24 protein-coding genes and 8 pseudogenes are annotated in these 22,931 nt (G+C 67.9%); 9 read left to right on the top strand and 23 right to left on the bottom strand.

Features of this window, described 5'->3' with window-relative positions:
* Positions 1 to 4: 4 nt before the first annotated feature.
* Positions 5 to 126: pseudogene (locus tag ACFY0F_RS29260) on the top strand (Tn3 family transposase); the annotation flags it as partial.
* 682 nt (positions 127 to 808) lie between these two features.
* Here ACFY0F_RS29260 and ACFY0F_RS29265 read toward each other — a convergent pair.
* From ACFY0F_RS29265 to ACFY0F_RS29285, 5 genes and pseudogenes are all read right to left on the bottom strand, one after another.
* Positions 809 to 1,117, bottom strand: coding sequence for a hypothetical protein (locus ACFY0F_RS29265; protein ID WP_388800632.1), 309 nt, complete (start codon positions 1,115 to 1,117; stop codon positions 809 to 811).
* 120 nt (positions 1,118 to 1,237) lie between these two features.
* The gene (locus ACFY0F_RS29270) at positions 1,238 to 1,774 is read right to left on the bottom strand and encodes a hypothetical protein (protein ID WP_388800635.1); all 537 of its coding nucleotides are present in this window, start codon (positions 1,772 to 1,774) and stop codon (positions 1,238 to 1,240) included.
* A 10-nt stretch (positions 1,775 to 1,784) separates the two neighbouring features.
* Positions 1,785 to 2,606 (bottom strand): annotated as a pseudogene (locus ACFY0F_RS29275) (IS5 family transposase).
* 38 nt (positions 2,607 to 2,644) lie between these two features.
* Entirely contained in the window at positions 2,645 to 2,947 is a 303-nt protein-coding gene (locus ACFY0F_RS29280) for a tyrosine-type recombinase/integrase (RefSeq protein WP_388800638.1), read from the bottom strand.
* A gap of 668 nt (positions 2,948 to 3,615) precedes the next feature.
* Entirely contained in the window at positions 3,616 to 3,975 is a 360-nt protein-coding gene (locus ACFY0F_RS29285) for a winged helix-turn-helix transcriptional regulator (RefSeq protein WP_388800641.1), read from the bottom strand.
* Between the two features lie 143 nt (positions 3,976 to 4,118).
* Between ACFY0F_RS29285 and ACFY0F_RS29290 the strand changes: the two genes are divergently transcribed.
* Positions 4,119 to 4,913, top strand: coding sequence for an enoyl-CoA hydratase/isomerase family protein (locus tag ACFY0F_RS29290; protein WP_388800645.1), 795 nt, complete (start codon positions 4,119 to 4,121; stop codon positions 4,911 to 4,913).
* A gap of 201 nt (positions 4,914 to 5,114) precedes the next feature.
* Here ACFY0F_RS29290 and ACFY0F_RS29295 read toward each other — a convergent pair whose 3' ends face one another.
* Positions 5,115 to 6,056, bottom strand: coding sequence for an IS4 family transposase (locus tag ACFY0F_RS29295; RefSeq protein WP_388800880.1), 942 nt, complete (start codon positions 6,054 to 6,056; stop codon positions 5,115 to 5,117).
* Positions 6,054 to 6,185 (bottom strand): annotated as a pseudogene (locus tag ACFY0F_RS29300) (IS5/IS1182 family transposase); the annotation flags it as partial. The gene ACFY0F_RS29295 and the pseudogene ACFY0F_RS29300, both read right to left, overlap by 3 nt.
* A 532-nt stretch (positions 6,186 to 6,717) precedes the next feature.
* Here ACFY0F_RS29300 and ACFY0F_RS29305 point away from each other — a divergent pair.
* Positions 6,718 to 7,113 carry a transposase family protein gene (locus ACFY0F_RS29305; protein WP_388800883.1) on the top strand — a complete coding sequence of 132 codons (396 nt, stop codon included), beginning with the start codon at positions 6,718 to 6,720 and terminating at the stop codon, positions 7,111 to 7,113.
* Positions 7,114 to 7,150: 37 nt separating this feature from the next.
* Here ACFY0F_RS29305 and ACFY0F_RS29310 read toward each other — a convergent pair whose 3' ends face one another.
* From ACFY0F_RS29310 to ACFY0F_RS29360, 11 genes and pseudogenes are all read right to left on the bottom strand, one after another.
* Entirely contained in the window at positions 7,151 to 8,410 is a 1,260-nt protein-coding gene (locus ACFY0F_RS29310) for an amidohydrolase family protein (RefSeq protein ID WP_388800648.1), read from the bottom strand.
* Positions 8,411 to 8,587: 177 nt separating this feature from the next.
* The gene (locus ACFY0F_RS29315) at positions 8,588 to 9,031 is read right to left on the bottom strand and encodes an RrF2 family transcriptional regulator (protein ID WP_388800651.1); all 444 of its coding nucleotides are present in this window, start codon (positions 9,029 to 9,031) and stop codon (positions 8,588 to 8,590) included.
* A gap of 307 nt (positions 9,032 to 9,338) precedes the next feature.
* Positions 9,339 to 9,566, bottom strand: a pseudogene (locus ACFY0F_RS29320) (ISL3 family transposase); the annotation flags it as partial.
* A gap of 130 nt (positions 9,567 to 9,696) precedes the next feature.
* Positions 9,697 to 9,912 carry a hypothetical protein gene (locus ACFY0F_RS29325; RefSeq protein ID WP_388800654.1) on the bottom strand — a complete coding sequence of 72 codons (216 nt, stop codon included), beginning with the start codon at positions 9,910 to 9,912 and terminating at the stop codon, positions 9,697 to 9,699.
* 293 nt (positions 9,913 to 10,205) lie between these two features.
* Positions 10,206 to 10,604: a hypothetical protein gene (locus ACFY0F_RS29330; RefSeq protein ID WP_388800657.1), complete on the bottom strand. Its 399-nt coding sequence runs from the start codon at positions 10,602 to 10,604 to the stop codon at positions 10,206 to 10,208.
* Positions 10,605 to 10,782: 178 nt separating this feature from the next.
* A complete protein-coding gene (locus tag ACFY0F_RS29335; protein ID WP_388800660.1) occupies positions 10,783 to 11,337 on the bottom strand; it encodes a hypothetical protein in 555 nt (184 codons plus the stop codon).
* 83 nt (positions 11,338 to 11,420) lie between these two features.
* A complete protein-coding gene (locus ACFY0F_RS29340; protein WP_388800663.1) occupies positions 11,421 to 12,065 on the bottom strand; it encodes a transposase in 645 nt (214 codons plus the stop codon).
* A 224-nt stretch (positions 12,066 to 12,289) separates the two neighbouring features.
* The gene (locus ACFY0F_RS29345; protein WP_388800665.1) at positions 12,290 to 12,607 is read right to left on the bottom strand and encodes a transposase; all 318 of its coding nucleotides are present in this window, start codon (positions 12,605 to 12,607) and stop codon (positions 12,290 to 12,292) included.
* Positions 12,608 to 13,039: 432 nt separating this feature from the next.
* Positions 13,040 to 13,402 carry a DoxX family protein gene (locus ACFY0F_RS29350; protein ID WP_388800668.1) on the bottom strand — a complete coding sequence of 121 codons (363 nt, stop codon included), beginning with the start codon at positions 13,400 to 13,402 and terminating at the stop codon, positions 13,040 to 13,042.
* 75 nt (positions 13,403 to 13,477) lie between these two features.
* Entirely contained in the window at positions 13,478 to 13,963 is a 486-nt protein-coding gene (locus ACFY0F_RS29355) for a carboxymuconolactone decarboxylase family protein (RefSeq protein ID WP_388800670.1), read from the bottom strand.
* Between the two features lie 90 nt (positions 13,964 to 14,053).
* Entirely contained in the window at positions 14,054 to 14,536 is a 483-nt protein-coding gene (locus ACFY0F_RS29360) for a carboxymuconolactone decarboxylase family protein (protein WP_388800672.1), read from the bottom strand.
* A gap of 175 nt (positions 14,537 to 14,711) precedes the next feature.
* On the opposite strand from ACFY0F_RS29360, the gene ACFY0F_RS29365 reads away from it, so the two are divergent.
* Both ACFY0F_RS29365 and ACFY0F_RS29370 read left to right on the top strand, forming a co-directional pair.
* Entirely contained in the window at positions 14,712 to 15,650 is a 939-nt protein-coding gene (locus ACFY0F_RS29365; protein WP_388800674.1) for an RNA polymerase sigma-70 factor, read from the top strand.
* Positions 15,651 to 15,660: 10 nt separating this feature from the next.
* Positions 15,661 to 16,332: pseudogene (locus ACFY0F_RS29370) on the top strand (IS5 family transposase); the annotation flags it as partial.
* A gap of 9 nt (positions 16,333 to 16,341) precedes the next feature.
* On the opposite strand, the gene ACFY0F_RS29375 reads toward ACFY0F_RS29370, so the two are convergent.
* Together ACFY0F_RS29375 and ACFY0F_RS29380 are read right to left on the bottom strand one after the other, a co-directional pair.
* Entirely contained in the window at positions 16,342 to 17,412 is a 1,071-nt protein-coding gene (locus ACFY0F_RS29375; RefSeq protein ID WP_388800676.1) for a CehA/McbA family metallohydrolase, read from the bottom strand.
* A gap of 336 nt (positions 17,413 to 17,748) precedes the next feature.
* Complete coding sequence (locus tag ACFY0F_RS29380) at positions 17,749 to 18,300, bottom strand: TetR/AcrR family transcriptional regulator (RefSeq protein WP_388800678.1); 552 nt, start codon at positions 18,298 to 18,300, stop codon at positions 17,749 to 17,751.
* Between the two features lie 122 nt (positions 18,301 to 18,422).
* Here ACFY0F_RS29380 and ACFY0F_RS29385 point away from each other — a divergent pair, with 122 nt between their 5' ends.
* The gene (locus tag ACFY0F_RS29385; protein WP_388800680.1) at positions 18,423 to 18,857 is read left to right on the top strand and encodes a nuclear transport factor 2 family protein; all 435 of its coding nucleotides are present in this window, start codon (positions 18,423 to 18,425) and stop codon (positions 18,855 to 18,857) included.
* 68 nt (positions 18,858 to 18,925) lie between these two features.
* Positions 18,926 to 19,761 (top strand): annotated as a pseudogene (locus ACFY0F_RS29390) (IS5/IS1182 family transposase).
* A 27-nt stretch (positions 19,762 to 19,788) separates the two neighbouring features.
* Here the strand turns inward: ACFY0F_RS29390 and ACFY0F_RS29395 are convergent.
* Both ACFY0F_RS29395 and ACFY0F_RS29400 read right to left on the bottom strand, forming a co-directional pair.
* A pseudogene (locus ACFY0F_RS29395) lies at positions 19,789 to 20,094 on the bottom strand (TetR/AcrR family transcriptional regulator); the annotation flags it as partial.
* Positions 20,095 to 20,250: 156 nt separating this feature from the next.
* Positions 20,251 to 20,841, bottom strand: a complete 591-nt coding sequence (locus ACFY0F_RS29400; RefSeq protein ID WP_388800682.1) for a TetR/AcrR family transcriptional regulator — start codon at positions 20,839 to 20,841, stop codon at positions 20,251 to 20,253.
* Positions 20,842 to 20,926: 85 nt separating this feature from the next.
* Here ACFY0F_RS29400 and ACFY0F_RS29405 point away from each other — a divergent pair, with 85 nt between their 5' ends.
* A complete protein-coding gene (locus tag ACFY0F_RS29405) occupies positions 20,927 to 21,826 on the top strand; it encodes an alpha/beta fold hydrolase (RefSeq protein WP_388800684.1) in 900 nt (299 codons plus the stop codon).
* Between the two features lie 64 nt (positions 21,827 to 21,890).
* Here ACFY0F_RS29405 and ACFY0F_RS29410 read toward each other — a convergent pair whose 3' ends face one another.
* On the bottom strand, positions 21,891 to 22,058 hold the full coding sequence (locus tag ACFY0F_RS29410; protein ID WP_388800686.1) for a hypothetical protein: 168 nt from the start codon (positions 22,056 to 22,058) through the stop codon (positions 21,891 to 21,893).
* 418 nt (positions 22,059 to 22,476) lie between these two features.
* On the opposite strand from ACFY0F_RS29410, the pseudogene ACFY0F_RS29415 reads away from it, so the two are divergent.
* Positions 22,477 to 22,716, top strand: a pseudogene (locus ACFY0F_RS29415) (GNAT family N-acetyltransferase); the annotation flags it as partial.
* Positions 22,717 to 22,931: the final 215 nt, after the last annotated feature.

The raw sequence follows: 22,931 nt of genomic DNA on the forward strand, positions 1-22,931 counted from the left end.
CGCTGGCCCAAACGCGCTCGCCCGGAAGATCTTCCACGGCCGGGTGGGCAGCTCTACCAGCGCTACAAGGACGGCATGGAGGATCAGATCGGCGCCCTCGGGCTGGTTCTCGCCGCCCTGTTGCTGAGGGTGGCCCCTGAAGGATCCGCAGCCGCGCCGCGATGCTGCGTTCGGCAGCCAGCCGCTCGCGCAGCAGTCCAGCGGCCGGTTCGGCGTCGTCGAAAGAGCCCGTCGGCACAGTTCGGCCTGCTACGGGGTGGGGAAGCCGACGGGGCGCTCAGCGGCTTCGTCAAACGTCCCTTCGCCCACTCCTCGGCCGCCTGAGGGTCGGCGAGCACCGCGTGCAGGGCGCCCCGGACCTCCTGCCGGGTGGCGTCGCTGATGCGCTGCCCTGCCTGTGCTGTCAGCTCGCCAGCCTGCCGGACCAGAGCGAAGGTGAGTTGGGTGCTGCTGCCTCTCAGCCGCTCACCGTCCAGATCCCGGTGGGCCTGCCGCAGCGCCTCACCCAGCTGCAACAGTCACTGCACCTCCTCCGTCACGCACCAGCAGATTGCTGGCCCACGCAGCCTGGGTGGGGCGGCGCAGCCGGCGGATCCTCTCGGCCAGCTTGAGGTCAGCGCGGCCTGACTTCACCCGTTCGTCCGGGCAGCGGTGAACTCGCTCGGCGACAGACCGTAAAGCTCATCAGCGACAGCATCCAGATCCACCTTCCCTCCCACCCGCCAGGCCCGATATGCCCTCTATCGCGACCGCCACGGCGCACCGTGCCTGTCCGGCAGGATTCACCGGTGTCCACTATCGCAACCAATCACAGGCGTACGCCGATGGCCGATGCCGCGCTTTTGGTGATCGTCAGCCGTACAGCCGTTGCTCCCAGGCTTTGCGCCCGGTCAAGGCGGTGGCATGGACGTCTAGTTCGGGTCAGCGCGCCGGGGTACACGCGCTCGTAAGCCGTGTTGTAGGCGCTGACGAGGGCGGCGACGCCGAGCAGCCACGGCGCGGGGACGTGGTCGAGGTCAAGCCCAGCGAAGGCGCCTTCGTAGCGGATGCGGCCGTGGAGGAGGCCGCGTTCGAGCAGGGTGTGCCAGCCGCGCCCGATGCGTTCGACCTCGGTCATGCCCTTGGCGGTGTCGATGACGGAAGCGACGTCGAACCGGCGGGGCGGATGCGGGCATAGAGCTTCGCGTCCCGGCTGGTTGAACCGGGCTTGCCGCCCCGGCCCTTTAGACACCGTTTCTTATGGCGCGTCTGAGCATGCCCGTTGGAGGGCAACGAAGGCCGCACTGGCGTAGTCGGCAGGGAACAGACGCAGGATGGTGGCCCGGTTCGGCGTCGTGATGACGTAGCGCCGCGCCTGGTAGGAGAGATCTCCCCAGCTTTCTCGGGCATGGGCGCGCATGAGGACCTGGCCGCATCTCGTGCAGGTGATCCAGGGGACAAGGACGAGACCGTCCAGGTCCTCGGCCATATCCATTGCCTCGGGGACGGTGCTTCCGTCGCCTTCGATCAACTTCATGGGGCCCGGTATGCCTTCAACACGGCACTGAAGGATCTGGGGTGTGAGGGCCTCCCGCTCGCCCCAGGTCTCTGCGAGTACGGAGATCTGGGCCCTGACCGTCTCACTGATCAGCACCTTGTGGCCGAGGATGCCGGAGACGAGCAGGCCTAGCCCCGCCTCCTGCTCTCCGATGTCCCAGCAGTCTTTGACTTCCTGGGCTTCGGCCTGCGGCAGCAAGGCAGCGAGCCGGTTCCAGATGACGGTGTCGTCGGTCACCTGGCAGACGCTACCGGCCGGCGCTGACACCCAGACGCCGCAGGCAGGTGAGCATGACCGCGATCGCAGTAAAGCCAAGGAAGTGTTCGAGTTTCCGCTCGTAGCGCCGATGGAGCCGACGGCACCCGGACAGCCACGACATGCTCCGCTCGACCACCCAACGATGACGGCCGAGGCGGGTTGAGCTCTCGACCCCGCGGCGTGCGATTCGCGGGACGATGCCGCGTTTCCGCAGCCATTTCCGCAGGTGGTCGTAGTCATAGCCCTTGTCACCATGCAGCTTGGCAGGCCGTCGACGGCGCGGTCCCCGGCGGGATCGAATGGGCGGAATGCCCATTACCAAGGGTTCCAGGGCCTGGCTGTCGTGCAGGTTGGCGCCCGAGACGGCGACCGAGATCGGCAGGCCGCTGCGGTCGCAGATCAGATGGATCCTCGACCCCTTCTTACCCCTGTCGGTCGGATTCGGTCCCGTCAGTGGCCCCCCTTGACGGCGCGGACGCTCACCGAGTCGAGGGCGCACCGGGACCAGTCCAGCTCGCCCTGGGCACCAAGCTCGTCAAGGATGACTCGGTGCAACCGGGCCCACACCCGATCCCGGCTCCACTGGGCAAACCGGCGATAGACCGTCTGCCAATGGGCTCCGAAGACCGGGGGGAGCTGGCGCCAGGTGCAGCCGGACGTGGCAACGAACACGATCGCCGCCAACACCTCCCGGTCGTCGGCCCGCCGCCGGCCACCACCCTGCGGCCGCTGCACGACTGTCGGCGGCACAACCCGTCGAAGACAACTCCCATAGACCGTCTGGAACCAGGTGCTCTACAAGTCTCTCCACGAGGGCTTAACGCCCCGCCCCGCCAAAAGAAACGGTGTCTAAGCCTGAGTGGTGTTGAGATCGAGATGGCCAAGGAGCTTCGCGGCGATGTGGATCGGCAGTCCGCCGTTGACCGTCTCCGTTGAGAAGATTCGGCGGAAGTCATGCGGTGTGAACCTCAGCGGTGTCCCGTCGACATCGACGATGTCGGCCCTTAGCGCATGGTCGGTGAGGAGCTCGCGGATCCGGTTGGGAGAGATGACCTGCAGCCGGTGCTGCGAAGGGCACTGGAATAATGATCCGGCGAATGATCCGGGCGAGGACGGCGACCAGGTCCGGGTCAGCGGGGATGACGCGCTCACGGTCGGTCTTGGATGGGCTGATCTGCAGCAACGGCACTGTCTCGCCAGTGGGTGCCTGGTACTGGCGCAGGCTCAGGTGAGTGAGCTCCAGGAGTTCCTCGATCCTGGCCCCGGTGCGTCGCAGGACCTCGATGCTCGCCCAGGTCCAGAAGGCGTTGTTCTCCTCGCATTCGGCATCGAACCGGGGACCGGGCTTGTCGACCGGGGCGAGGAACAGTGCGGTGGGGCGCCAGTGGCTGCCGTTCCGGCCGGTGCGTCGATAGCGTGAGTCCTCGATGGTGCACTCCTCACCCGGCTCTGCTGAGCGGGCTGCCTGCAGCAGGAGTGTGGGAGTGTGGCGGGCTTCAGCCGGGTCTCGGCAGCGCGGACGAGCTGCGGCAGGACGGGAACCAGGGTGCGGGTGCGCTGCTGCATCCGTGCCTGCCGGTGCCGGGTTTCCTTGATGTAGCCGCGGATGTCGGCCTCGCTGATCGGGGACGTGTCCGCCTCCCACAGCGTCACCACCGACATCACCACGGCGATCGCTGTGAGCGTGCGCCGGCCGAGGGCAGGGCCCGGCAGGTCCTGCTCCAGTGCCGTGCGGATCGCGGACTCGGAGTACGGCCGGCCCGCCGCGAAGAGCCTGCCGCTGGTGTGCCACCGTTCGTGCACGAGGTCTGTGTGGGGTGTCAGCTGTGCGCACGCTGCTCGTCGTAGTGGGTACGGGCGGCTTCGACCGTGTTGAGGTGATCGACGACCCACCCCAGCATGGCTCGCAGTGGTGACTCAAGGCTCCGGCCCAGGCGGGTGATGCGGTACTCGATCGCCACCGGTTCCGTGGACAGAACCACTCGCTCCACCACGCCGTTGCGCTCCAGCCGCCGCAGGCAAGCGGTCAACGACTTCGGTGTGACGGCGGGCATGTGCTGCCGTAGCTCGCTGAACCGCCGGGGGCGGTCGCACAATGCATGCAGGACCAGCAGGGACCACTTGTCGAAAAGCTGGTCGAGCAGGCGGCGTCCCTCGTCATCGAGTTCCATCTCGGCCATGTCGGTTCCCTTCGTGATACCTCGTTCCTTTGAGGTATATCACCGCCACGAGGTATACACAGGATACCTAGTAAGTGCGTCCAGCGAAGGCGGAACTCATGACCCACGCGTACTCGGCCCTGACGGTCTCCGTCACCGACGGGGTGGCCCAGGTCACCATCGACAACCCTCCACTCAACCTGTTCGACTCCACCCTTCTGCTTGATCTGGACCGGTTCGCGGACTCGATGTCGGCCGACGATGACGTCCGGGTGATCGTTTTCGACAGCGCGGACCCGGACTTCTTCGTCGCCCACGGCGACATGACGATGGCCGACGACCCGGCGTCGTTCGGAGCACTCCCCGTCGCGCTGGAGGAAGATCGGTCGCTGAACCCGATGATGCGGTTGCACGAGCGCATCCGCTCGCTGCCGCAAGTCACCATCGGCAAGCTGCGTGGGCTGGCACGTGGTGGCGGTGCGGAACTGCTGTCCGCGATGGACATGCGATTCGCGTCGCTCGAGCACGCCGGGCTGGGGCAGATAGAGTGCGGGATGGGGATCATTCCCGGCGCGGGAGGCACCGCGTACCTGCCCGGTCTCGTAGGCCGCGCACGCGCCCTGGAGATCATCCTCGGCTGGCAGCTGATCGATGCCGCGACCGCGGAACGGATCGGATGGGTCAACCGGGCCGTGCCGAGCGCCGAGCTCGACCACGTCGTCGACACGCTCGCCGCCCGCATAGCCGCTCTGCCGCACGGCGTCGCTCGCGCCGCGGTCGAAGCGGTCGACGCCGCGGCGGAGTCCACCACTCATGGCCTGCGCACGGCGAACGAGCTTTTCGGTCGCCTCATCGCCGAACCCGTCGTAGGTCGTCTCACCAAGGCCGCACTGGACGCCGGCGCGCAGACCCGCGACGGGGAACGCCGCCTCGAAGCCATCGTCGGCGAACTAACCTAGCCTCAATACCGGTAACTTTACGGCTTTGGCATTCGTCTGACCCTTTTGGGTTTGGTGGCCTCGATGACGGTGATGGCCGGAACACCTGTGCGGTCTGCAACGCGGTGGGCAACGCGTTTGAGGGGCCAGTTGGCGACTTTGCGTTTGATGACACGGGGGTTGCTCCGGCGGCGTCGCGGTGGCAGGAGGTGTTCGAGTCGTTCAGTGGGGGTGGCTTTGACCGCGCGGGCGAGGCGGCCGGGGGGAAAATGCCGCCTGGTCGGTGACCTGGCGGCGCACGACGCGCAGTGAGCGGGTGAAGGAGATCCGGTCGCGGTCCCGGTCGGCTTCTCGTGCGGCCTGGTGCATCAGGTGCCGGATGGCGTGGTGGACGAGCAGGAAGCCGTAGAGCTCCTGCTCGGCTCCGTCAGGGTGCTGCGAACGCAGTACCAGGTGAGGCCCGCCGAGGTAGGTCTTGATTTCGTCGAGGGGGGACTCGAACTCCCAGCGCTGGGCATAGAGGGCGGCCAGTTCCGCGGCCGGGGCCTTGTCCGGGTCGAGGATCGTGGTGATGAGTCGGTAGGCGCCCTCATGGCCGGCGATGGTGTATTCCACCGCGCGTACCGGTACCCCGCGACGAGTGTGGTGGATGTCGGTGCGGTCGAAGATCTCAGTGAGATACGAGCCGTCCGGCAGTTGCTCGACCACCGGAAGTACGAGGTCTTTGCGGACTCGCCACAGCAGGTCCGCCCCCGGGGCCGCGGCTGTGCACCACAGGTCCACGCCGTAAAGGCCACGGTCGGCCAGCAGCAGCATCCCCGGCCGCAGGGACCCCAGGATCTCCCGGGCCAGAGTCTGCTCTCCGGTGCGCAGAGCTCCGATCGCAACATCGAAGACGACGTGGGTGCCGCACTCCACCAGGCCGACCATGCGCAACTGTGGGTAGCCGACGTCCTGTTCACCGCGGCCGGAGCGGGGCGGACGGCCGAACGCCTCCACGTTCGCTTTCGTGTCGGGCAGGTCGAACGTGGTGCCGTCGATCGCGGTCAGCCGCCAGTCGCGGTAGAAGGCGCCCTGAGTGTCCGGTGTGGCAACCGGACGGCACACCCGCGCGAACAACGTGTGGGCCACCTTGCTGGCAGATCGGACTATCCGGACCGGCATCAGGAGGTTCGTGTGGTAGTAGACGGACACCAGGAGCACTCGTTCGGCCAGCGGCAGCCGCCACGGACGGCCCCAGCCCTGACCACCGCGAGTCCGAACCGCCTTCAATAACCGTCCGAACTGATCCATCCGCAGGCCGGTGTATGTCTCCACCTACACTGTCTCAGCCGTCAACACCCCACCCCTGGAGGGGAAATGCTAGGCAGTGAGGCGTCGAGCTCCTGATCGTCGATCATGGTCGTGTGGTGGGGAACTTGTCTCGTGCAGCGATCATCATCGACCGGAGGATCACGGGCCTGTCGGCCGACGTGATTGCTGAACTCGTCTCCGAGGTGAGCCCGTTGTGGCATGAACGCCACCAGGCCAAGCTTGCGTCCAGGCCACGGAAGCGGGCGGTGGGCGCCGGAGCCAAGCACCGGCTGGCCTTCGTCGACCGGCTCCTGGCCACCCTCGTGCACCTGCGGCACGGAGTCATGCACGACGTGCTCGCCTGCTTGTTCGACGTGGACCGCTCCCTGTCACCCGCGCCATCGGCGAGGTACGACCGCTGCTCGCCGAGCGAGGCTGCACGGTCAGCCCTGCCCTTCGGCTGCGGACTCTGGCCGAGGTCGTCAACCATCTCGGCGCCAGCAGGAAGACCGGCATCGTCGACGGCACCGAGATCCGGGTCCGCCGACCGGCCGCCGGACGCAAGGACCGGGACAAGTTCGTCTCCGGCAAGAACAAGCAGAACGCCGTCAAGACCATGGTCGTCCCGGGCGGCGACGGCCGGGTGCTCTTCTGCAGCCCGACCATGCCCGGAAGCGGCGTGGACATCACCCACGCTCGCCAGTTAGGGCTGGTCAAGCTCTTGGCCGACGGTCCCGCCGTGGAGATCCTCGCCGATGCCGGCTACCAGGGCCTGGGAGCCCAGACCGGCGGACGTGCGGTCACACCTCCGCGTGCCCTGGCCCGCCACCTCGGCCGCCGCGAGCACATGAGCGACATCGTCCAAGCCGTCGCCGGCCTGCTGTCCCACCAGCAGACCGCGGACCTGACGTCGGCACGGCAGGTGTGAACACCGAGCCCCGCCGCCATCCTCGACGCCTCACTGCCTACCGTGCACGAGCTCGTTGGCGCTTGTCGACGGCGATGCGGCCGTTCAGGATCACCATGCTGAGGTCGCGAAGGTTGCCGATGTCCGCAGTGGGATCAGCGTTCAGCACGAGCAGGTCGGCGCGCTTGCCGGGGGCCACCGCGCCGAGGTCGGGGCGGACACACTGCCGCGACGCGCCGCTGGTGCCTGCCGCCAGCACCTGGGTGGGCGCCATCCCGGCCGCCACCATGAGTTCGGCCTCGTCCAGGGTGTTGGCTCCGAACAGGCCTCGACCGCTGAAGGTGTCGCTGCCCAGCGCGATGTGCACGCCGGCCTCAGCGACCTTCTTGAGATTGCCACGGGCGTCCGGGTGGACATCGTCGATCCAGAGCGTGGGCGTGTAGGTGATGCCGTGTTCGAGCATCAGGTCGATGAGCGAGTGGTCGGTGAGGGGCTCGACGGTGACACCGTGCTCCAGGCCGTCCGCCCCAGCCTCGATCGCCTCGCGTGCCGCGGCTTGCTGGGTGGTGTGGACGGTAACCCGAAGGCCCCGTTCGTGCCCGGTCTCGATACCCGCCCGAAGGAGATCGAGGGGAAGCCGTTCCAACTCGACACCATCCGGAAAGGCAGGATTCTGCCAGAGGTACTTCGGCCCGCCAGCGTGCGCACACGCGCCTTCCGACAGGAATTTGACCGCGTCCACCTTGCGGTCGGCGAGGTGGTGCACCAGGTCGCGGATCTGCTGCACGCTGTCGACCTCACCGGTGAAGCGCTCGCGCGCCCAGGGGTTGCCGCTGAAGACAGTGGCGGCGGGATGCCCGTCGCGTCCGGTGATACCGCAACCGGTCGCCAGCAGTCGGGGGCCCCGCAGCGCGCCCGCGGCGATTTTCGCCCGCGTGTCCAGAATTCCGCCCGTCGGATCGCCCACCGACTTGATGGTGGTGATTCCGTGGTCGAGGAAGAGCCCGAGCTTTCCGGGAAGCTCATGCTCCTCGAAGACCCTCATCGAATCCGGATCGGAGACCGCGCGCACGTCGTAGAAGTGGATATGAGTGTCGATCAGGCCCGGCGTGACCCATCCTTCGGTCGCATCCACCTCCTGTCTGCCCCTGAGCGGCTCGGCCGAGACGGAAGCGATCTCTCCGCCGTCGATGGCGACGTCGTACAGACCGGCGAGAGCCTGGCGGCCGTCGAAGACATGTGCGCGACTGATCACGAGGTCGTAGGTCGCGGGGCCACGAGCCCCCGTGCTCTCAATTGCTTCGGATTCCGGGGGCATCGCTCTCACTCCTGGTGCGATTCCGAGTAGGTGTTCGGGCCGTGGTGCACGCGGATGGATCGTGGAGCCGCTGACAACGGGAGCCGGAAGGGCCCGTAGCACTCACCCGGAGCAAACTGTAATCAAACCGGTTACAGAAGTTCTGCATCGTGATGCAGGGTGCGTACGCGCGCCTGATCAGTGATCCCTCGGTTCGTTACCGGGGGTCAATATCTGCTGCAGCAGGCCGGCGATCGTCGTCCTGGCGAGCTGTTCCTCCAGAGCTCGTTCCGCGCTCTGGAACTCGACGTCAAGCAGGTCGCCGATGGTGCGTCCGATCTCGCACGCCCTGCTGGGCGGACGGGTGTGCCGCGAGAAGATCTGCCCCTCCTCGACGGCGGCGTACGCGTCATAGAGCGTGATGTCCCGCGGGGCGCGGGCAAGAGACCACCCACCCCCCCGACCCTCGGTGGACCACACGAGGTGAGCGTCTCGCAAGCGGCCGAGGATGCGCCGCACGAGGACTGGGTTGCTCTCAAGGCTGTCCGCGATCTCCGCGGAAGTCAACGAGCCCTCATGCCGGTGCGCCAGCATCGCGAGCGCGTGAATTGCGACCGCGCTCCTGCTGCTGAGCCCCGCCATCTGCTGCTCCTGCCATCGCCACCGCTTAACTGCAACCAGACTAGTTGCCGTTAAAGGGATAGTCAACCGAGTTGTCTCAAAACTCAGTGCGGGCCGCGCTGTGACCCGGGATGAGGCTGCCGCCAGCGTCGGCCTATCCCCCAAGCTCGCCGCCTTCCACCTCGACAAGCTCGTCGACGCCGGACTGCTCCGGGCGCGGTATGAAACGTCCGGCGGGATCCGCAGGGTCGGCGGGCAAGCGAAGGTGACGAACCCACCTACGCCCAGGTCACTGTGAGCATCGCCGACCGTCGCCACGAACTCCTGGCAACCTCCTCCTGGACGCCGACCGTCGCCCGTCGATCGGAACGTCGGCCACGGTTCGCCAGTGACAGCCGTGCACCGTTGCGACGAGGCCCCGCGCACCGGGCAGACCGTGGTGTCCAGCGGCGTCCAGGCCCGCACCGCGATCCGCTCGCCCTCGTCGGCCGCACCCTCCACGACCAGCGGGGCAAGGCCGGAAAAACAGTGTCTGCACAAGCTCGTTGACGTCCATCACATCTACGACCTTCACCACTCTCCGTCACCACCGAACGTGAGACCGGGCCGCTCACCGTTCAGACCCGTCTTGGGCCCTTGTCCCTCCGGCCGCGTCCAGTTTCCGTCGAAGTCGGGCAAGCGCGAGGTCAGTCAGCGGCTGAGGTGCTGCCGGCGGCAGCTTGCCGGCAGTGGGAGCGGCTCCGGCCGGAGAGCTTGGAGCACAGCCGGTCTGCGGCTGCGTGGTCGTGGTAATGCACGCGGTAGTAGCTGACCAGGCCGGCGAAGCACGGCGGGAGCTGTCGGTCCGGCGCCTTTTCGCACTGGTCGGCGGACCACTGCTCGCGGTCGATGTTGTACTTCATGATGCGCGAGCCCAGCCCCATGGTGCAGGCGTCACGCCCCCCATTGGCCACCGGAGCGTTGCGGCACCAGGCGAGTCCGGCGACGTAGGCCTCTGGGTGACGCGCGAGTCGTGGCGCTGAAGGAAGTAGACCGGTGCGTAGCAGTAGCAGCCGCCTCTGGATGCGGCCGGCTGCTCCGGGCAGGGATACAGCGGCTCGGCGGTCAGACGGTCGGACGGAAGGTTGGCCATCGCCTTGGGATCGCTTTCGTCCGGCTCGAAGAGCTGCATGAAACGGCTTCCCGGTGCGCGCGTTCAGCGATCCCGGAGCGGGCGCGTCAGGGCGGCGTCGGTCCCGCGCCGGGTTATGGCACGTTCGCAGCCACAGCACAAATCGGCGACATACCGCCTGACCATCGCATACGACACATCGGCGCCATGTTCCTCGACCAGCCGGTGGAAGATACGCGTCACCGTGTGCCGCTGCTTGCGTGGCGCATCCAGGTCCGCCCGCAGGATCCCGTCGATCACCGCCTTGTACGGGTCGAGCGCCGACGGCCGCGGCTTGCGGGGCTCCGGCCAGGCCAAGTCCAGGGCCTTGCGAACCGTCCGCCATGCCACGTTGTACTTGCGCTCCAGCTCCCGCATCGTCATGCCGGCCCGGTGGTCCCGACGGATCGCCGCGTACAGCTCGACCTTCGACATCTGCGGCATGACCAGGCCCTTTCACCGGGAACACCCCGATGCTGTCCTGGCAAGTACCCGGGTGCTGACAAAACTCGTGAACATCACCCGACCGTGGAGACGGGCGCCTCCCAAACCCGTGTACAACCGCCGTCACGACTCGGGTTCTGGCTCAGGTTGTGTGGTGCGACCACGCTGAGTGAGTGGATCAGCTCGCGGTTGACCGATCCCGATGGCGGGAACGAGCCCCGGGTTGGTCCCCCGCCTCGGCTGCAGACCTCTTGCTAAGGAACTGCTTCGCTGCCTCAACCGCTTCTCCGTTGAGTTCCTCGACGGAGACTCCCCAGCTCTCCTCCCAGCCGTCTAGGTTGTGCGCGCAGTGCACAAGGGTTTCTAGCTCTTCGGGGTAGCCGAGGTCGTAGGCAATGTCTGCCCAGATGAGGTGAGTGCCGACGGCGGGATCCAGGGATCCGTCGGCGATCTGACCGGCGATCCAGTAGGCCATGGCCCACTTTGCAGCCCGAGGGTCCGCGGGCGGGTGGAAGAGCAGTCCCAGTTCCTCCAGTACTTGGTCGAAGAGCTCTGGCGCTTCGGGCTCTTCGCTCCGAAGGAGTCCAGCCAGCATTGCGAGGGACGGGCTCTCGACCCCCGCTATCAGTGCGTCCAGACCTGCCTGAATGAGCCGGTCCGACCCGACATGCCTGCCGAATGCCCTCTCGCGCGCGATGTGTCTGAGCTGATTGAGGGCGTCATCGCTGGTCATCAAAGTCTTCTCCGTCGGCATCTGGGAGGGGAAGGCTGACACATCCGACGTGGCCGCTGCCATCGAGTTCCTCCCGTCGCTGATCAGGCCATGAGGACGCGCTTCCGCAGAAGGGCGAAGCCCGCCCGGCCGAACATCTGGCGCTTGAGCATCTTGATCCGGTTGACGTGGCCTTCGACGACGCCGGTGTTCCAGTGCAGGGTCAGGCCGGCGATGACGGCGTCGCGGCCTCGGTCGATGCCTGCGGCGAGGGAGTGGAGGCTGGGCGGGTGGTCCTGCCGGACGGCGTCGAGCCAGTCCGGCAGGCGCTCGCTCTGGCGCTCGGTGAGCATGGCCGCGAAGGAGCGGACATGCCCGGTGGGGGCGTCCACTTCGGCGCAGTGGGCCCGGACGGTTTTGAGCTGGAGCCGTTCGGACTCGGTGAGGGTGTCCGGGTGGCGGAGGATCCATCCGGCGACGGCCCGGGGCGAAGGCGGCCGGGCGGTCACCGGCCGCGGTGAGGTGCGCTTGTCGTGGAGGGAGGCGCGAACGCGCTGGCAGCTGCCCTGGTAGCCAAGCGGCACGATCTCCTCCCACAGCTTCCAGGCGTTGGTGTAGCCCTCGCTCCAGCGGTCGTCCAGGTAGGGCTTGTAGTCGTCGAGGACGGAGGGCCGGTTCTGCCACTGGCCGGTGAACAGCTCCTCCGGGCTTGCGGCGTCGGCGAACTGCTTGACCGTGCGGTAGGTCATCCCGAGCTGCCGCCGGATGGAGCGCCGGCTGTGTCCTGCCGTCAGCAGGGCCTGCCCGGCGGCGTGCCGGGCCCGGGTCCGGTCGGCGAACCGGTGCCCGCGCGGCCAAGGCGAAGCAGACGGGTCCGCGGCTGGGACCGCCTCGGGTCCGGGTTCAGAAGCTGTGGGGGCCAGAGCGCGGAGGCAGCCACGGTGCTGGGCGACGCTCCGTTCGGCGGCTGCGCTCAGGTTGTGCCAGAGGTGCCACCGGTCCGCGACCTGGACACCTGCGGTGCACCGGTGGTGGCGCCCTCGGCGAAGAACGGTGCAGCGGCCCGGCACACGACCTCGACGCCGGGCCGCTGGGCGAGCCAGGCGGCCAGGCTCGATGCCTCCCGGTCTGGGAGGAGATCGATCGGGCGGCGGGTTTCGACGTCGACCAGGACGGTGCCGAAGTGGCGGCTCTTGCGGGTGGCGTACTCGTCCACGCCGACCACCCGCGGCGCGGGCGCCTCGGGCTCGGGAAGGGCGTCGATCAGGCGCAGGACGGTGCTCCGGCTCACGGACACGCCGAGGATGGCAGTCAGTCGGGCGCCGGCCCGGCCGGCCAGGGCGAGACCGACCGCAGCCAGAGTCGAGCGCAGCCGCTCGGCGCGCTGTGCCGACGGGTCAGGCCGGGTATCTGCTCCGCAAAGGTCCGGCGCGAGCACACGGTGTTCCGGCACCGGAACCGCCAAACCCGAAGCTGGAGTACGACGCTTCGTCCGGCGCTCGGTACGTCGGCGGGAAACCGCAGGTAGGAGCTGTGAACCCGGGTCGACCAGGCCCCGCACCCCGGACCAATCTGACACCAACGGGGGATCGCAGCCAGTTGGAGCGGTTGAGACTGAGCCAGGCCAGGGGTTGGTGTTCCCTGCCCGAGCGGGTCGGCGCGATTGGGTGACCGCGTCAGCCGGCCGCGGCCTGCTGGGCTTGTGCTTTTGTCAGGTCATCGGTCAGAAGCGGCCCACCGCGATGAAGGCCGCGATGGCGAGGTAGACGACGTTGACCGCGACGAGCTTGTACTGGCCGAGGCGGCCATGGGTGACCATCGCGCCGATCATCAGGGCGATCCAGCAGGCGGCGGTCACCGGGACCATGACCGGCGCTGTGCCGAGAGCCTCGGGCAGGACCAGGCCGGCCGCGGCAAGAAGTTCTAGGGCTCCCAGAGCCTTGATGGCGTTGGCGCCGGATCCCGCGGTCCATTCGGCGCCGTGGATGGTGGCGAGCTTCGCCTTCGGGATGAAGGACTTCGTGAGGCCCCCGGTGAGCGCGACCAGGGCGAGCAGGCCGGCAGCGATCCACAATGCGAGGTTCATGACTCTCCTTCGGCGCGGTCGTTGGTGCCGGCCCGGGGGGGATCCCGGGCCGGGCGGTGGTCGGCGTGCTGGAAGTCAGTTGGCCAGGTCGGCGAACTGGCCGGGCTGGTAGGAGCCTCCGGGGTTGCGCACGATCACGTTGAGCCGGTTGTTGGCGTTGATCATGGCGATCAGGGAGACCAGCGCCGCGATCTGGTCGTCGTCGTAGTGCTCGCGCACCCGGTTCCAGGTCGCGTCCGACACCGGCTGGCGGGTGTCGGCGATGCGGGTGCCTTCCTCGGTCAGCGCCAGTGCCGCGCGTTCGGCGTCGGTGAACACCGTGGACTCGTGCCAGGCGGCGACCAGGTTGAGGCGGACCGCGGTCTCGCCGGCGGCCGTGGCGTCCTTGGTGTGGTAGTCGACGCAGAAGCCGCAGCCGTTGATCTGGCTGGCGCGCAGCATCACCAGGTTCTGGGTGGCCTGAGGCAGCGGCGAGTCGACGATCGCCAGGGCGACGTTGTAGATGCGCTTGGCGATCTTGGCGCCGAGGGCGTTGTCCAGCAGAGCGAATCGGGGTTCCATAGGTGTTTGTCCTGACTCGTGGGTGTAGGTGCCGCGCGGGTCCTTCGCACGGCGGATGACGGATCGCGTATTGCGGGGGTCGGCCGCCGGCTAGCCGAGGCGGCCGGGCTCGTAATCGCCGCCGCGCTGCCGGACGATGACGCTCATGCGGTTGGTCGCGTTGATCAGGGCGATGAGCATCACCAGATCGGCCAGCTGGTTCTCGTCGTAGTGCTGGGCGGTGGCCGTCCAGGCCTCGTCGCCGACGCCGCCGGCCGCGTCGGCGATGCGGGTGCCTTCCTCGGTCAGGGCCAGCGCCGCACGTTCGGCGTCGCTGAACACCGTGGACTCGCGCCAGGCCGCGACCAGGGCCAGCCGGGTGGCACTCTCTCCGGCGACCGCGGCGTTCTTGGCCCATACGTCGGTGGCGTAGCCGTCGCCGTTGATCTGGCTGGCCCGCAGCAGCACCAGCTTCTGGGTCACAGCAGGCAGGCTCGATTCCTGGAGGATCGTCCTGCTCGCGGTGCCGAAGTGGCCGGCGGCCTTGGCCGCGGTCGCGTCCGGGTTGCCGAGCAGGCTCAAACGAGCGGTCATGATGTGTGCTCCTCGCGTGTGGTCGTTGCCGCAATCGACTAGGAGATGCCGGTGGCCGGAGCGCCGTGACAGCACAGTGGTGTGACCCATATCACTGTCGGCGGGTGTCACGCGACCTGCGGGGCCGGCATCTCGTGTGTGGCAATAGGAAGATCCGGAACGGATGGAGCCGGTGATGAGCGAGCGCAGTGACCGAACCATGGAAAGCGACAAGCCGCAGGTGGAAGGCGGGCGTGCCGATCAGGCCACCGAGTCGTTCATCGCCCACCGGAACCTGTTGTTCACCGTCGCCTACGAGATGCTCGGCTCGGCCGCCGACGCCGAGGACGTCCTGCAGGAGACCTGGATGCGGTGGGTGAAGGTCCACCAGGACGCTGTGCAGGACCCGCGCGCGTATCTGGTCCGGGTCACCACCCGGCAGGCGCTGATGCGGCTGCGTGCTCTTCGCCGGCGCAAGGAGTCCTACGTCGGTCCCTGGCTGCCCGAGCCGCTGTTGACCGCGCCGGACGTCGCCGAGGACGTTGAGCTGGCCGAGGGGGTCTCGATGGCGATGCTGCTGGTGATGGAGACGCTCAATCCGACCGAGCGCGCGGTGTTCGTGCTGCGGGAGGTGTTCGGTCTGGACTACGACGAGATCGCCCAGGCCGTCGACAAGAACACGGTCACGGTCCGGCAGATCGCACTCCGGGCCCGGAACCATGTCGCCGCGCGGCGACCACGTGCTGCCGTGTCCCAGGCCCAGAACCGCGCGGCGCTGCTGGCCTTCCAACGAGCGGTCGAAACAGGGGACCTGCAGACTCTGCTCGATCAGCTCGCCCCGGACGTGGTGTTCTTGAGCGACGGCGGCGGAGTCGTCCAGGCCGCGCTGGAGCCGGTCGTGGGCGCCGATCCGGTCGCCGCCCTGTTGACGGCCGGGCTGGGCAGGATCGCGGGCACCGCGTCGGTGGAGTCGGCGCAGATCAACGGGCACCTGGCACTGATCATGCGGATCGGCGGGCAGGTCGAGGGCGTCCTGGCGGTGCGGACCGAGGACGGCCTGATCACCGGGCTGTACTTCGTGCGCAACCCCGAGAAGTTGTCGCGCCTGGAGCAGGAGACCGCGCTGCGTCGCTGAACTCCCACCCGTACTGCGGACCGGCGTCGCCTGGCGCGACGTTCCGGCCGAAATGGTCGGCTGCTCCGGGTGACGGCCTGACGCCGCCTGCAGGACTGGACCGAGGCTGGCGTCTGGCCGCGCCTGCACGCAGCCCTGCTGACCGAGCTGCGCCGCGCCGACCTGTTGGATCTGCAACACTGTGCTGTTGACGGCTCGCATGTCCGCGCTCTCAAAGGGGGATCACGTCGGCCCATCGCCGGTTGACCGCACCCGTCCCGGCTCCAAGCACCACCTGATAGTCGACCGGCGCGGAACCCCGCTCGCCGTCACGCTCACCGGCGGCAACCGCCACGACGTCACGCAGCTGCTGCCGCTGCTCGACGCGGTCCCGCCGATCCGGGGGCTGCGAGGACGGCCTCGCCGCAAGCCGCGGCACCTGTATGCCGACCGGGGCTACGACTTCGACAAGTATCGCCGCCTGCTGTGGAATCGCGGCATCAAGCCGATGATCGTCCGACGCGGCGTAGCCCACGGCTCAGGGCTCGGCAAGGTCCGTGGGGTGGTGGAACGGGCCTTCGCCTGGCTGCACCAGTTCAAACGGCTCCGGATCCGCTACGAAAGACGCGTCGACCTCCATCAGGGCCTGCTCGAACTGGCCTGCAGCCTCATCTGCCTCCGTCGCCTGCGCACCTCACGATGAGACGAGCGGTCAGTCGAGGATGATCGGATTGGTGAGTGCGGCGACGTGCCCGTTGGGATGACGGACCTCGATGCGGACGAACGCCGACTGCCTCGCCGTCGTGTCCCACTGCACGACTCCCGCCCCGCCACCGGGGAGAGGTGCTCGATGGACCTTCCCGTGATCGGTGTGAAAGCTGACGGCCCCCACCGGCACACCGTGTACTGCCACGTGCACTTCCACCTGCCCACCATGAGTCGCGAGTCGTTCTCCCACCCCGGCAACGCGACCATCGGCATTGGCGGTGAACGACACGTCCACATCCGCCGACTCGGCGATCCAGCTGCGTCCGGCACGGATCCCGGCCAGGACTGCCTGCGAGCCCAGTTCCTCGGCGAAGACCACGGTGTGAGGGATGCCGATCTGACCTTCCAAGTGGGTGTCGCTGTTGCCCATCGCCGGCCGCCACGAGCCCGTGCGGATGTCCGCCGCGAGGCTCCGCCCCCACTCGGCCAGGGCCGCCTCGTTGTCGGCGTTCCAGGGCCGGTCCGAAGTCCACAGTCCGTTCCACACCTCCACCACGTCGAAGCCCTGGACCGGAAACATGAAGTCGCCCGACGCGTAGGGCGCATGCGGGTGCGCCGCAACGCACAGGCCCCCTGCTCGGTGGACCTGGTCCAGGCACTTGTCAACCAGTCCGTCCCTGACCTGGTAGTTCCAGTCGACGACCTCACCGGGATTGAGGCCGAGCGCGAGCCAGTGCCCGGTCTTCGTGGTCACCTCTTCACCGAGAAGGATCAGGAAGTCATCTGCTGCAAGATGTCCCCAGGCACCCGGGGCCGCGGCCGAGTTGTGCTCCGTCGTCGCGATGAAGTCGAGCCTGGCCGCACGCGCCCGAACGGCCAGCTCTTCGGGGGTGAGTTCCCCGTCCGAGCGGACGGAGTGGACATGACAGTCCCCGCGGTACCAGGCCGCCCCGCGTCCAACCGCCCGCGCCGGCGGGAAGCTCAAGCTCGACAAGGTTCTCTCTCCCCCCAAAAAAAGTCCTGTCGAGCCAACGCGCGGGCAGGCGAACCCGTTCCATCGCCCGCTGAGCACCATCTCAGTCGAGACGTCAGACCGAGATCCCATTCTGAAACGATCAGTTAGAGGTTCCGCGAGTAGGGGGCGAGCGGTCACGGTCGGCGGCGAGGAGCGGGTCGAGATATTGGATTCCTACGGCGTACCCGAGGAGTAGGCCCGGTTCCTGGTCGGTATCTTGCGTGCCAGCCGGGCGGGCGAGTCCGGCGTCGTCGCCCCTGCGCTGGTCCGAGGTCTCCAACGTGGGCTGACCCCGCTGCGTACCGTCCCCGGTCGAGGCGCTCACCGGCCAGTAGCACTTCCGAGGGGCTGTCGGGGCCGTCAAGGTGGGTCGGTAGGGCGATCTCCGCAGGGTGGCTATACGCAACGCCGCGGCGACAGTCCGTCCAGCACCATGTCGACCGCCCTGTCTACGACAGCCCGGTCGCCCCGGGCGTTGGCCAGCGCCCTGATCAGTACGTAGATCTCGTCCACCGTTGCGTCCGCGCGCACCTCGCCGGCTTTCTGGCCCCGGGACAGCAACACCTCGACGGCGTCCTGCAACGCAGAAGCTGCAGCTTCCACCTCGTCGGGGGCGCCCGCCGCAGCGGCGGACTCCTCCAGCAGCGCGAGGAGCGCGAGCTTGGCCGGTGCCCTCGAGACCATCTCCCGGAACGTCGTCCGGAAAGCAGCTCCTGCCTCGCTGTCCTCGCCTCGCGCACGCGCTGTCTCGGTGAGCAGGGTGAGGTGCCGCACGATCGTGGCCTCGATCAGCAACTGCTTGGTCGGGAAGTGCCGGAACACGGTGCCGATCCCGACGCCGGCCCGGCGTGCGACCTCCTCGGTCGAGCCGGCTTTGCCGAACTCGCCGAAGACCTCTTCTGCTGCGGCCAGCACCCGGTCCCGATTCGCCTGCGCGTCGCTTCGCATCCGGCCATTCTCCCTCTCCCGGTGATCCCCTCGCGTCGGTGGGATCCGTGATCCCTCTAGTAATCGGAGTCTTCACTCCGTATATTCCGGAGTGAAGACTCCGATTAGAAGGGCCGACCATCATGCGAACCCCCGAAGAGACGTTCCGCGCCATGCTCGACGGCGCCTGCCGGCTGAACAACGGCGACCGCAGCCAGGTCGACAAGCTGGCCGAGTTCTACGCCGAGGAAACCTACGTGCGACACCCGATGGCCCCGCTCGGCGACACCCCGCTGCTCAGCCGCGAAGCACTCCGGCAGCACTTCGCCACGACAGTGTCAGCCGGTTTGGCAGGCGTCCGGGTCGAGGACGTACGCGTCCACCAGACCGCTGACCCCGAGGTGGCCATCGGCGAGTTCACCTACCGCGGCGACGGGGGCTGGGCCGCGCCGGGCATCATCGTCTTCCGGATCCGCGACGGGCTGATCGTCGAGTCGCGAGACTACATCGATCACCTCGGGCTCGCCCGTGCCACCAACACGGTCGACGCCCTCTGCGCGCAGCTGACAGACGCATAGATGTGGCCGGTGATATGACGCGGGCACCGCGTTCCGCCTTGATACGGGTTGACGAAGCCAATGCCTGAATACGGACTACGCGGTGCCCGCCGTCCAAGCAATCCTTGTGGGTCCAGTTCGAGACCCTTCTGCCCCCGCACGTCGACACGCATCCGTGGGGATGCCACAACCCCTGGATCCCGGACCGGGTTGTCTTCGACAAGCTCGTCGCCAAGATCGTCTTCGGCGGCTGGTATGAGAAGCACGCCGACGCCTCGTGCTCGGCGACCACGATCAGGGCGCGGCGCAACGCGTGGATCACCGCCGGGGTATTCGATCGGCTGGAGCAGATCGTGCTGGCAGCCTACGACCGGATCGTGGGCTTGGACTTGGCCGACATCACCGTGGACGGCCAGATCACCAAGGCCCCCTGTGGCGGCGAGGCTGCCGGGAAAGCACCGGTTGACCGGGAGAAACCCGGGATCAAGTGGTCCAGGTTGACCGACGGCAGCGGGATCCCGCTGGGCTGTGTCATCGCCGGAGCCAACCGCAACGCCTCCCTGTTGCTGCGCCCGACCCTGGAGAAGCTGGGTCGTTTCGAGCTCGCTCTTCCCAAGGTGATGCGGGTCCGTCTTGACGCCTGCTACGACTCCAAGATCACCCGCGACCTGCTCGTCGAGCTCGGCTGTGAGTGGCAGGTCCAGCCCAAGGGCGAGGCCATCCCGATCAACCACACCCGCCGCTGGGTCGTCGAGCGCACCAACTCCTGGTACAGCCGCGGCTTCAACCTGACATGCCCGAACGACGCGAGGTCGCCATCAACGCGCTCCTCGCCTTGATCACTGCGATCATCATTATCAGACGCCTCGTCCGCGAGGCGTGGACCACCTACCGCTGGGACACCCGACCGCGCCGATGCCCCTGACCGCTCACCCTCTACTCGCGGAACCTCTTAGCTCGGGCAGATTGTGGCCTCGATGTGGGTCTGTTGGGCGGCGAGGATCTCTTCGAACGCGGCGCGGCAATCCGCCCCGAGGGGACGGACGTCGCGGGCGAAGCGGGCCAGGGCCGGGAAACGTTCGGGATCGGCGCCCAGAATCGCCACGCGGAACAGCTCCATGCCCTGTTCGTACTCTCCGGGGGTGACGGTGCTGACCCCGGCCTCGGAGGCGATCAACACGGCGATGAGAACCGCGATCCGGTGGTAGCCCGGGATCTCCTCGTCGGGCAGTCCCGACGCTCACAGGGCCTGCAGCACCGTGGGCTGGGGCTCCGTGATGCGTATTTCCGTCACTCCCAGAGGGACGACTTCTCCAACCCGCCAAGGTCGACGCCGGCTACATAAGCCATCTGTCTTGCCGCTCCGAACATTGAGAAGCGCCTATGACTCTCAGACAGAAATTCGATATGCCAGCTATCCGACCGGTCTCAGCGCCCGCGCGAGCGCGTCGACGGTCACACCGACGATCGCCCGGAGTTGCTCCGGGCTCGACCCGGCCCTACCCATCACCGCGAGAGACTGGTTCACGGCCGCTACGTGTACGGCGAAGTCCTCGGCGTTCTCGTCGGACATTCCGCCGGCCTTCAGCGCAGTGCGCAGGCGCGGGCACTGTAGGCCGAACAACTCTTTGACATGCTCTGCGACGCTCGGGCTCAGCGCCGGACTCGCCATGACCGACTGGGCCATCAGGCATCCGTCGGGCACGGCCGGGTCGGCGATGCGCGCCAGGGTGACATCGAAGAACGCACGGACGGCGGCGACGGGATCCTCGGCCGCACACGAGAGGGCGGCGTCGAACTTGTCGCCGTAGCGCGTGGCATAGCGATCCAGGCAGCGAAGGAAGAGCGCATCCTTGTCGCCGAACGAGGAGTAGATCGAGCTGCGGTTCAGGCCGGTCGCCCGGGACAGGTCGTCGAGCGAGGTGTCGGCGTAGCCGGAGCGCCAGAACTGGATCATCGCGGCGTCTAGCACCGTATCCATGTCGAACTGCTTCTTGCCTGCCATGCGGCCCATCCTCCCATCTTGGACTGATCAGTTCAAGACGTGTTAGCGTCGAATCACGGTCCACCCGCCTCGATGGAGGATTCCCATGACCAACCCCGTCCCCGCCCTGCCCCTGCATGACCTGGCCGGATTCACGCACCGCTGGGTCGACGCCGACGGTGTTCGCCTGCACGCCGTCGAAGGCGGTCGGCCGGACGGACCAGCCGTCGTCCTGCTCACCGGGTTCCCGCAGACGTGGTGGGCCTGGCGAAAGGTCATGCCTGCTCTCGCCGATCGGTTCCGGGTCATAGCGATCGACCGGCCGGGCCAAGGCAATTCCGAGCATCCGGAGATCAGCTACGACACGCACACGGTCGCCGCGCACATCCAGGCCGCCGTGAACGCTCTCGACGTGCGGGACTACTGGCTCGCTGGGCACGACATCGGCGCCTGGGTCGCCTTCTCCCTCGCCCTGAACTACGAGAGCCGACTGCACGGGGTCGCGCTGCTCGACGCCGGAATTCCTGGTATCACCATGCCGGAAGCGATCCCTCTCGACCCGACTCTGGCGTTCAAGACCTGGCACTTCGCGTTCCACGTGGTGCCCGTTCTTCCCGAGACGCTGATAGCCGGTCGCGAGCGGGAGTACATCAGCTGGTTCCTGAAGACCAAGTCCCTCGCGCCCCACGCGTTCGAGGAAGCAGAGCTCGACCACTACGGCGCGGCCCTCGCCGTCGATGGCGGCCTGCGCGCCGGCCTCGCCTACTACCGAGACGCCGCCGAGTCCGCGCGCAAGAACCGCGCGGCACTCGAGCAACGGCGGCTGACCGCGCCTGTCCTCGGAATCTCCAGCAGCCACGGCTCGATCCCGGATATGGCGTCCTCCATCAGCCCGTGGGCCGAGAACGTGACCGGCGTCATCGTGCCCGACGCCGGTCACTACATCCCCGAGGAGCAGCCCGAGGCCGTCGCCGCCGCCCTCACCGACTTCTTCAGCGGCCGTTAGTGCTCTAGCAGGAGGGCGATCCCCATTGCCGGTGGTCCGTCAGTTACGGGCCCGCCCCGCGCGCCTACGGACGTGCCGTGAACCGCCCGTCGCCCCGCTTGTGCAGCCAGCCCCGGGCGGCGAACTTGGTCGTCTTCGCCCGCAAAGGTTCCAGCTTGCCGTGTACCGAGGCGTCCAGCCCCAGCCGCTCGCCGACCGCCCTGACCTGCACCGGGCCGTCCAACTCTCGCACGATCGCCAGGATCTTGCGGTAGTCGCCGGGCAGCCCGCCCTCGTCGGCCGCGTCGCCGTGGTGCGGGATGAGCAGACTGCCCGCCCGGCCACCTTCGCCGATGCCGGAGCGACAGCCCGGCCTCGGCCCGGGCCGGCTCAGCCAGGCCGTTCAACGCTCCGCTCCGCGATCGCCAGTTCGTGCCGCTCGGCCTGCCCCCTGGAGTTGCTTGCCCAACTTTTCGGCGAAAGCGTCCAGTTCACTCCGGCGGGCGGTGATCCGCTGCCGCTCCTGCATCCCCCGCGCCCTCCCGCGTTCTCACGGTGTGCCGACCTGCTGACGGATCGTAGGCGGGGCCCACCGTCCCGGCGGCAGGCGGTGCACCACCTGTTTGGGTGGGCTTGGGTGACGGTGTGAGCGGTGGCCTCGGACGCGCTGCGGCGACCGGCTTGTGGCACACGCCGGCCTCCTCCGGCTGGCTGTTGCGATCGGCGATGTCGAGACAGAGGTGGTAGGCGTCGGTGGAGTGGCCGTCGCACCCGACATGCAGGGCCAGGGGTTGGCCCGGCGCGTGGTCACAGCGGCACTTGACCACGCTCGCACGAAGGGTCCTCAGCATGCGCTGCTGTTCTGCCGACCTCCCCTCGTGCCGGCGCATTTTCATCACCGACGCCATCCGCAGCGGACTCCCTCCTCGCATCGTCCAGGTCATCGCCGGACATCTGCGCCCGCGCCTTCGACACCTCCTGTATTCACGAACACGCCTGCATCCGCTGCTCCATGCTCCGCCCCGACCCCGCCCAACGCCCTCGCCTGACCGAAATCCGCGACAATCTCCTGGCCCGCATCCTCGAAGCCGAACGCGAGGGCTGGCTAAGGGGTGTCCCGTAACTG

Origin of the sequence: Streptomyces sp. NPDC001544, assembly GCF_042894285.1 — a bacterium.
In the GTDB taxonomy this organism is placed as follows: Bacteria; Actinomycetota; Actinomycetes; order Streptomycetales; family Streptomycetaceae; genus Streptomyces.

Coding starts and splice junctions, on each gene's coding strand:
- ACFY0F_RS29350 (WP_388800668.1), bottom strand. CDS start 13,402: ATGAACCTCGCATTGTGGATCGCTGCCGGCCTGCTCGCCCTGGTCGCG.
- ACFY0F_RS29360 (WP_388800672.1), bottom strand. CDS start 14,536: ATGACCGCTCGTTTGAGCCTGCTCGGCAACCCGGACGCGACCGCGGCC.
- ACFY0F_RS29355 (WP_388800670.1), bottom strand. CDS start 13,963: ATGGAACCCCGATTCGCTCTGCTGGACAACGCCCTCGGCGCCAAGATC.
- ACFY0F_RS29365 (WP_388800674.1), top strand. CDS start 14,712: ATGAGCGAGCGCAGTGACCGAACCATGGAAAGCGACAAGCCGCAGGTG.
- ACFY0F_RS29295 (WP_388800880.1), bottom strand. CDS start 6,056: ATGCCGGTCCGGATAGTCCGATCTGCCAGCAAGGTGGCCCACACGTTG.
- ACFY0F_RS29380 (WP_388800678.1), bottom strand. CDS start 18,300: ATGCGAAGCGACGCGCAGGCGAATCGGGACCGGGTGCTGGCCGCAGCA.
- ACFY0F_RS29385 (WP_388800680.1), top strand. CDS start 18,423: ATGCGAACCCCCGAAGAGACGTTCCGCGCCATGCTCGACGGCGCCTGC.
- ACFY0F_RS29310 (WP_388800648.1), bottom strand. CDS start 8,410: ATGCCCCCGGAATCCGAAGCAATTGAGAGCACGGGGGCTCGTGGCCCC.
- ACFY0F_RS29285 (WP_388800641.1), bottom strand. CDS start 3,975: ATGGCCGAGATGGAACTCGATGACGAGGGACGCCGCCTGCTCGACCAG.
- ACFY0F_RS29405 (WP_388800684.1), top strand. CDS start 20,927: ATGACCAACCCCGTCCCCGCCCTGCCCCTGCATGACCTGGCCGGATTC.
- ACFY0F_RS29400 (WP_388800682.1), bottom strand. CDS start 20,841: ATGGCAGGCAAGAAGCAGTTCGACATGGATACGGTGCTAGACGCCGCG.
- ACFY0F_RS29325 (WP_388800654.1), bottom strand. CDS start 9,912: ATGAAGTACAACATCGACCGCGAGCAGTGGTCCGCCGACCAGTGCGAA.
- ACFY0F_RS29315 (WP_388800651.1), bottom strand. CDS start 9,031: ATGGCGGGGCTCAGCAGCAGGAGCGCGGTCGCAATTCACGCGCTCGCG.
- ACFY0F_RS29340 (WP_388800663.1), bottom strand. CDS start 12,065: ATGACCTACCGCACGGTCAAGCAGTTCGCCGACGCCGCAAGCCCGGAG.
- ACFY0F_RS29375 (WP_388800676.1), bottom strand. CDS start 17,412: ATGGTGCTCAGCGGGCGATGGAACGGGTTCGCCTGCCCGCGCGTTGGC.
- ACFY0F_RS29265 (WP_388800632.1), bottom strand. CDS start 1,117: ATGACCGAGGTCGAACGCATCGGGCGCGGCTGGCACACCCTGCTCGAA.
- ACFY0F_RS29335 (WP_388800660.1), bottom strand. CDS start 11,337: ATGACCAGCGATGACGCCCTCAATCAGCTCAGACACATCGCGCGCGAG.
- ACFY0F_RS29330 (WP_388800657.1), bottom strand. CDS start 10,604: ATGCCGCAGATGTCGAAGGTCGAGCTGTACGCGGCGATCCGTCGGGAC.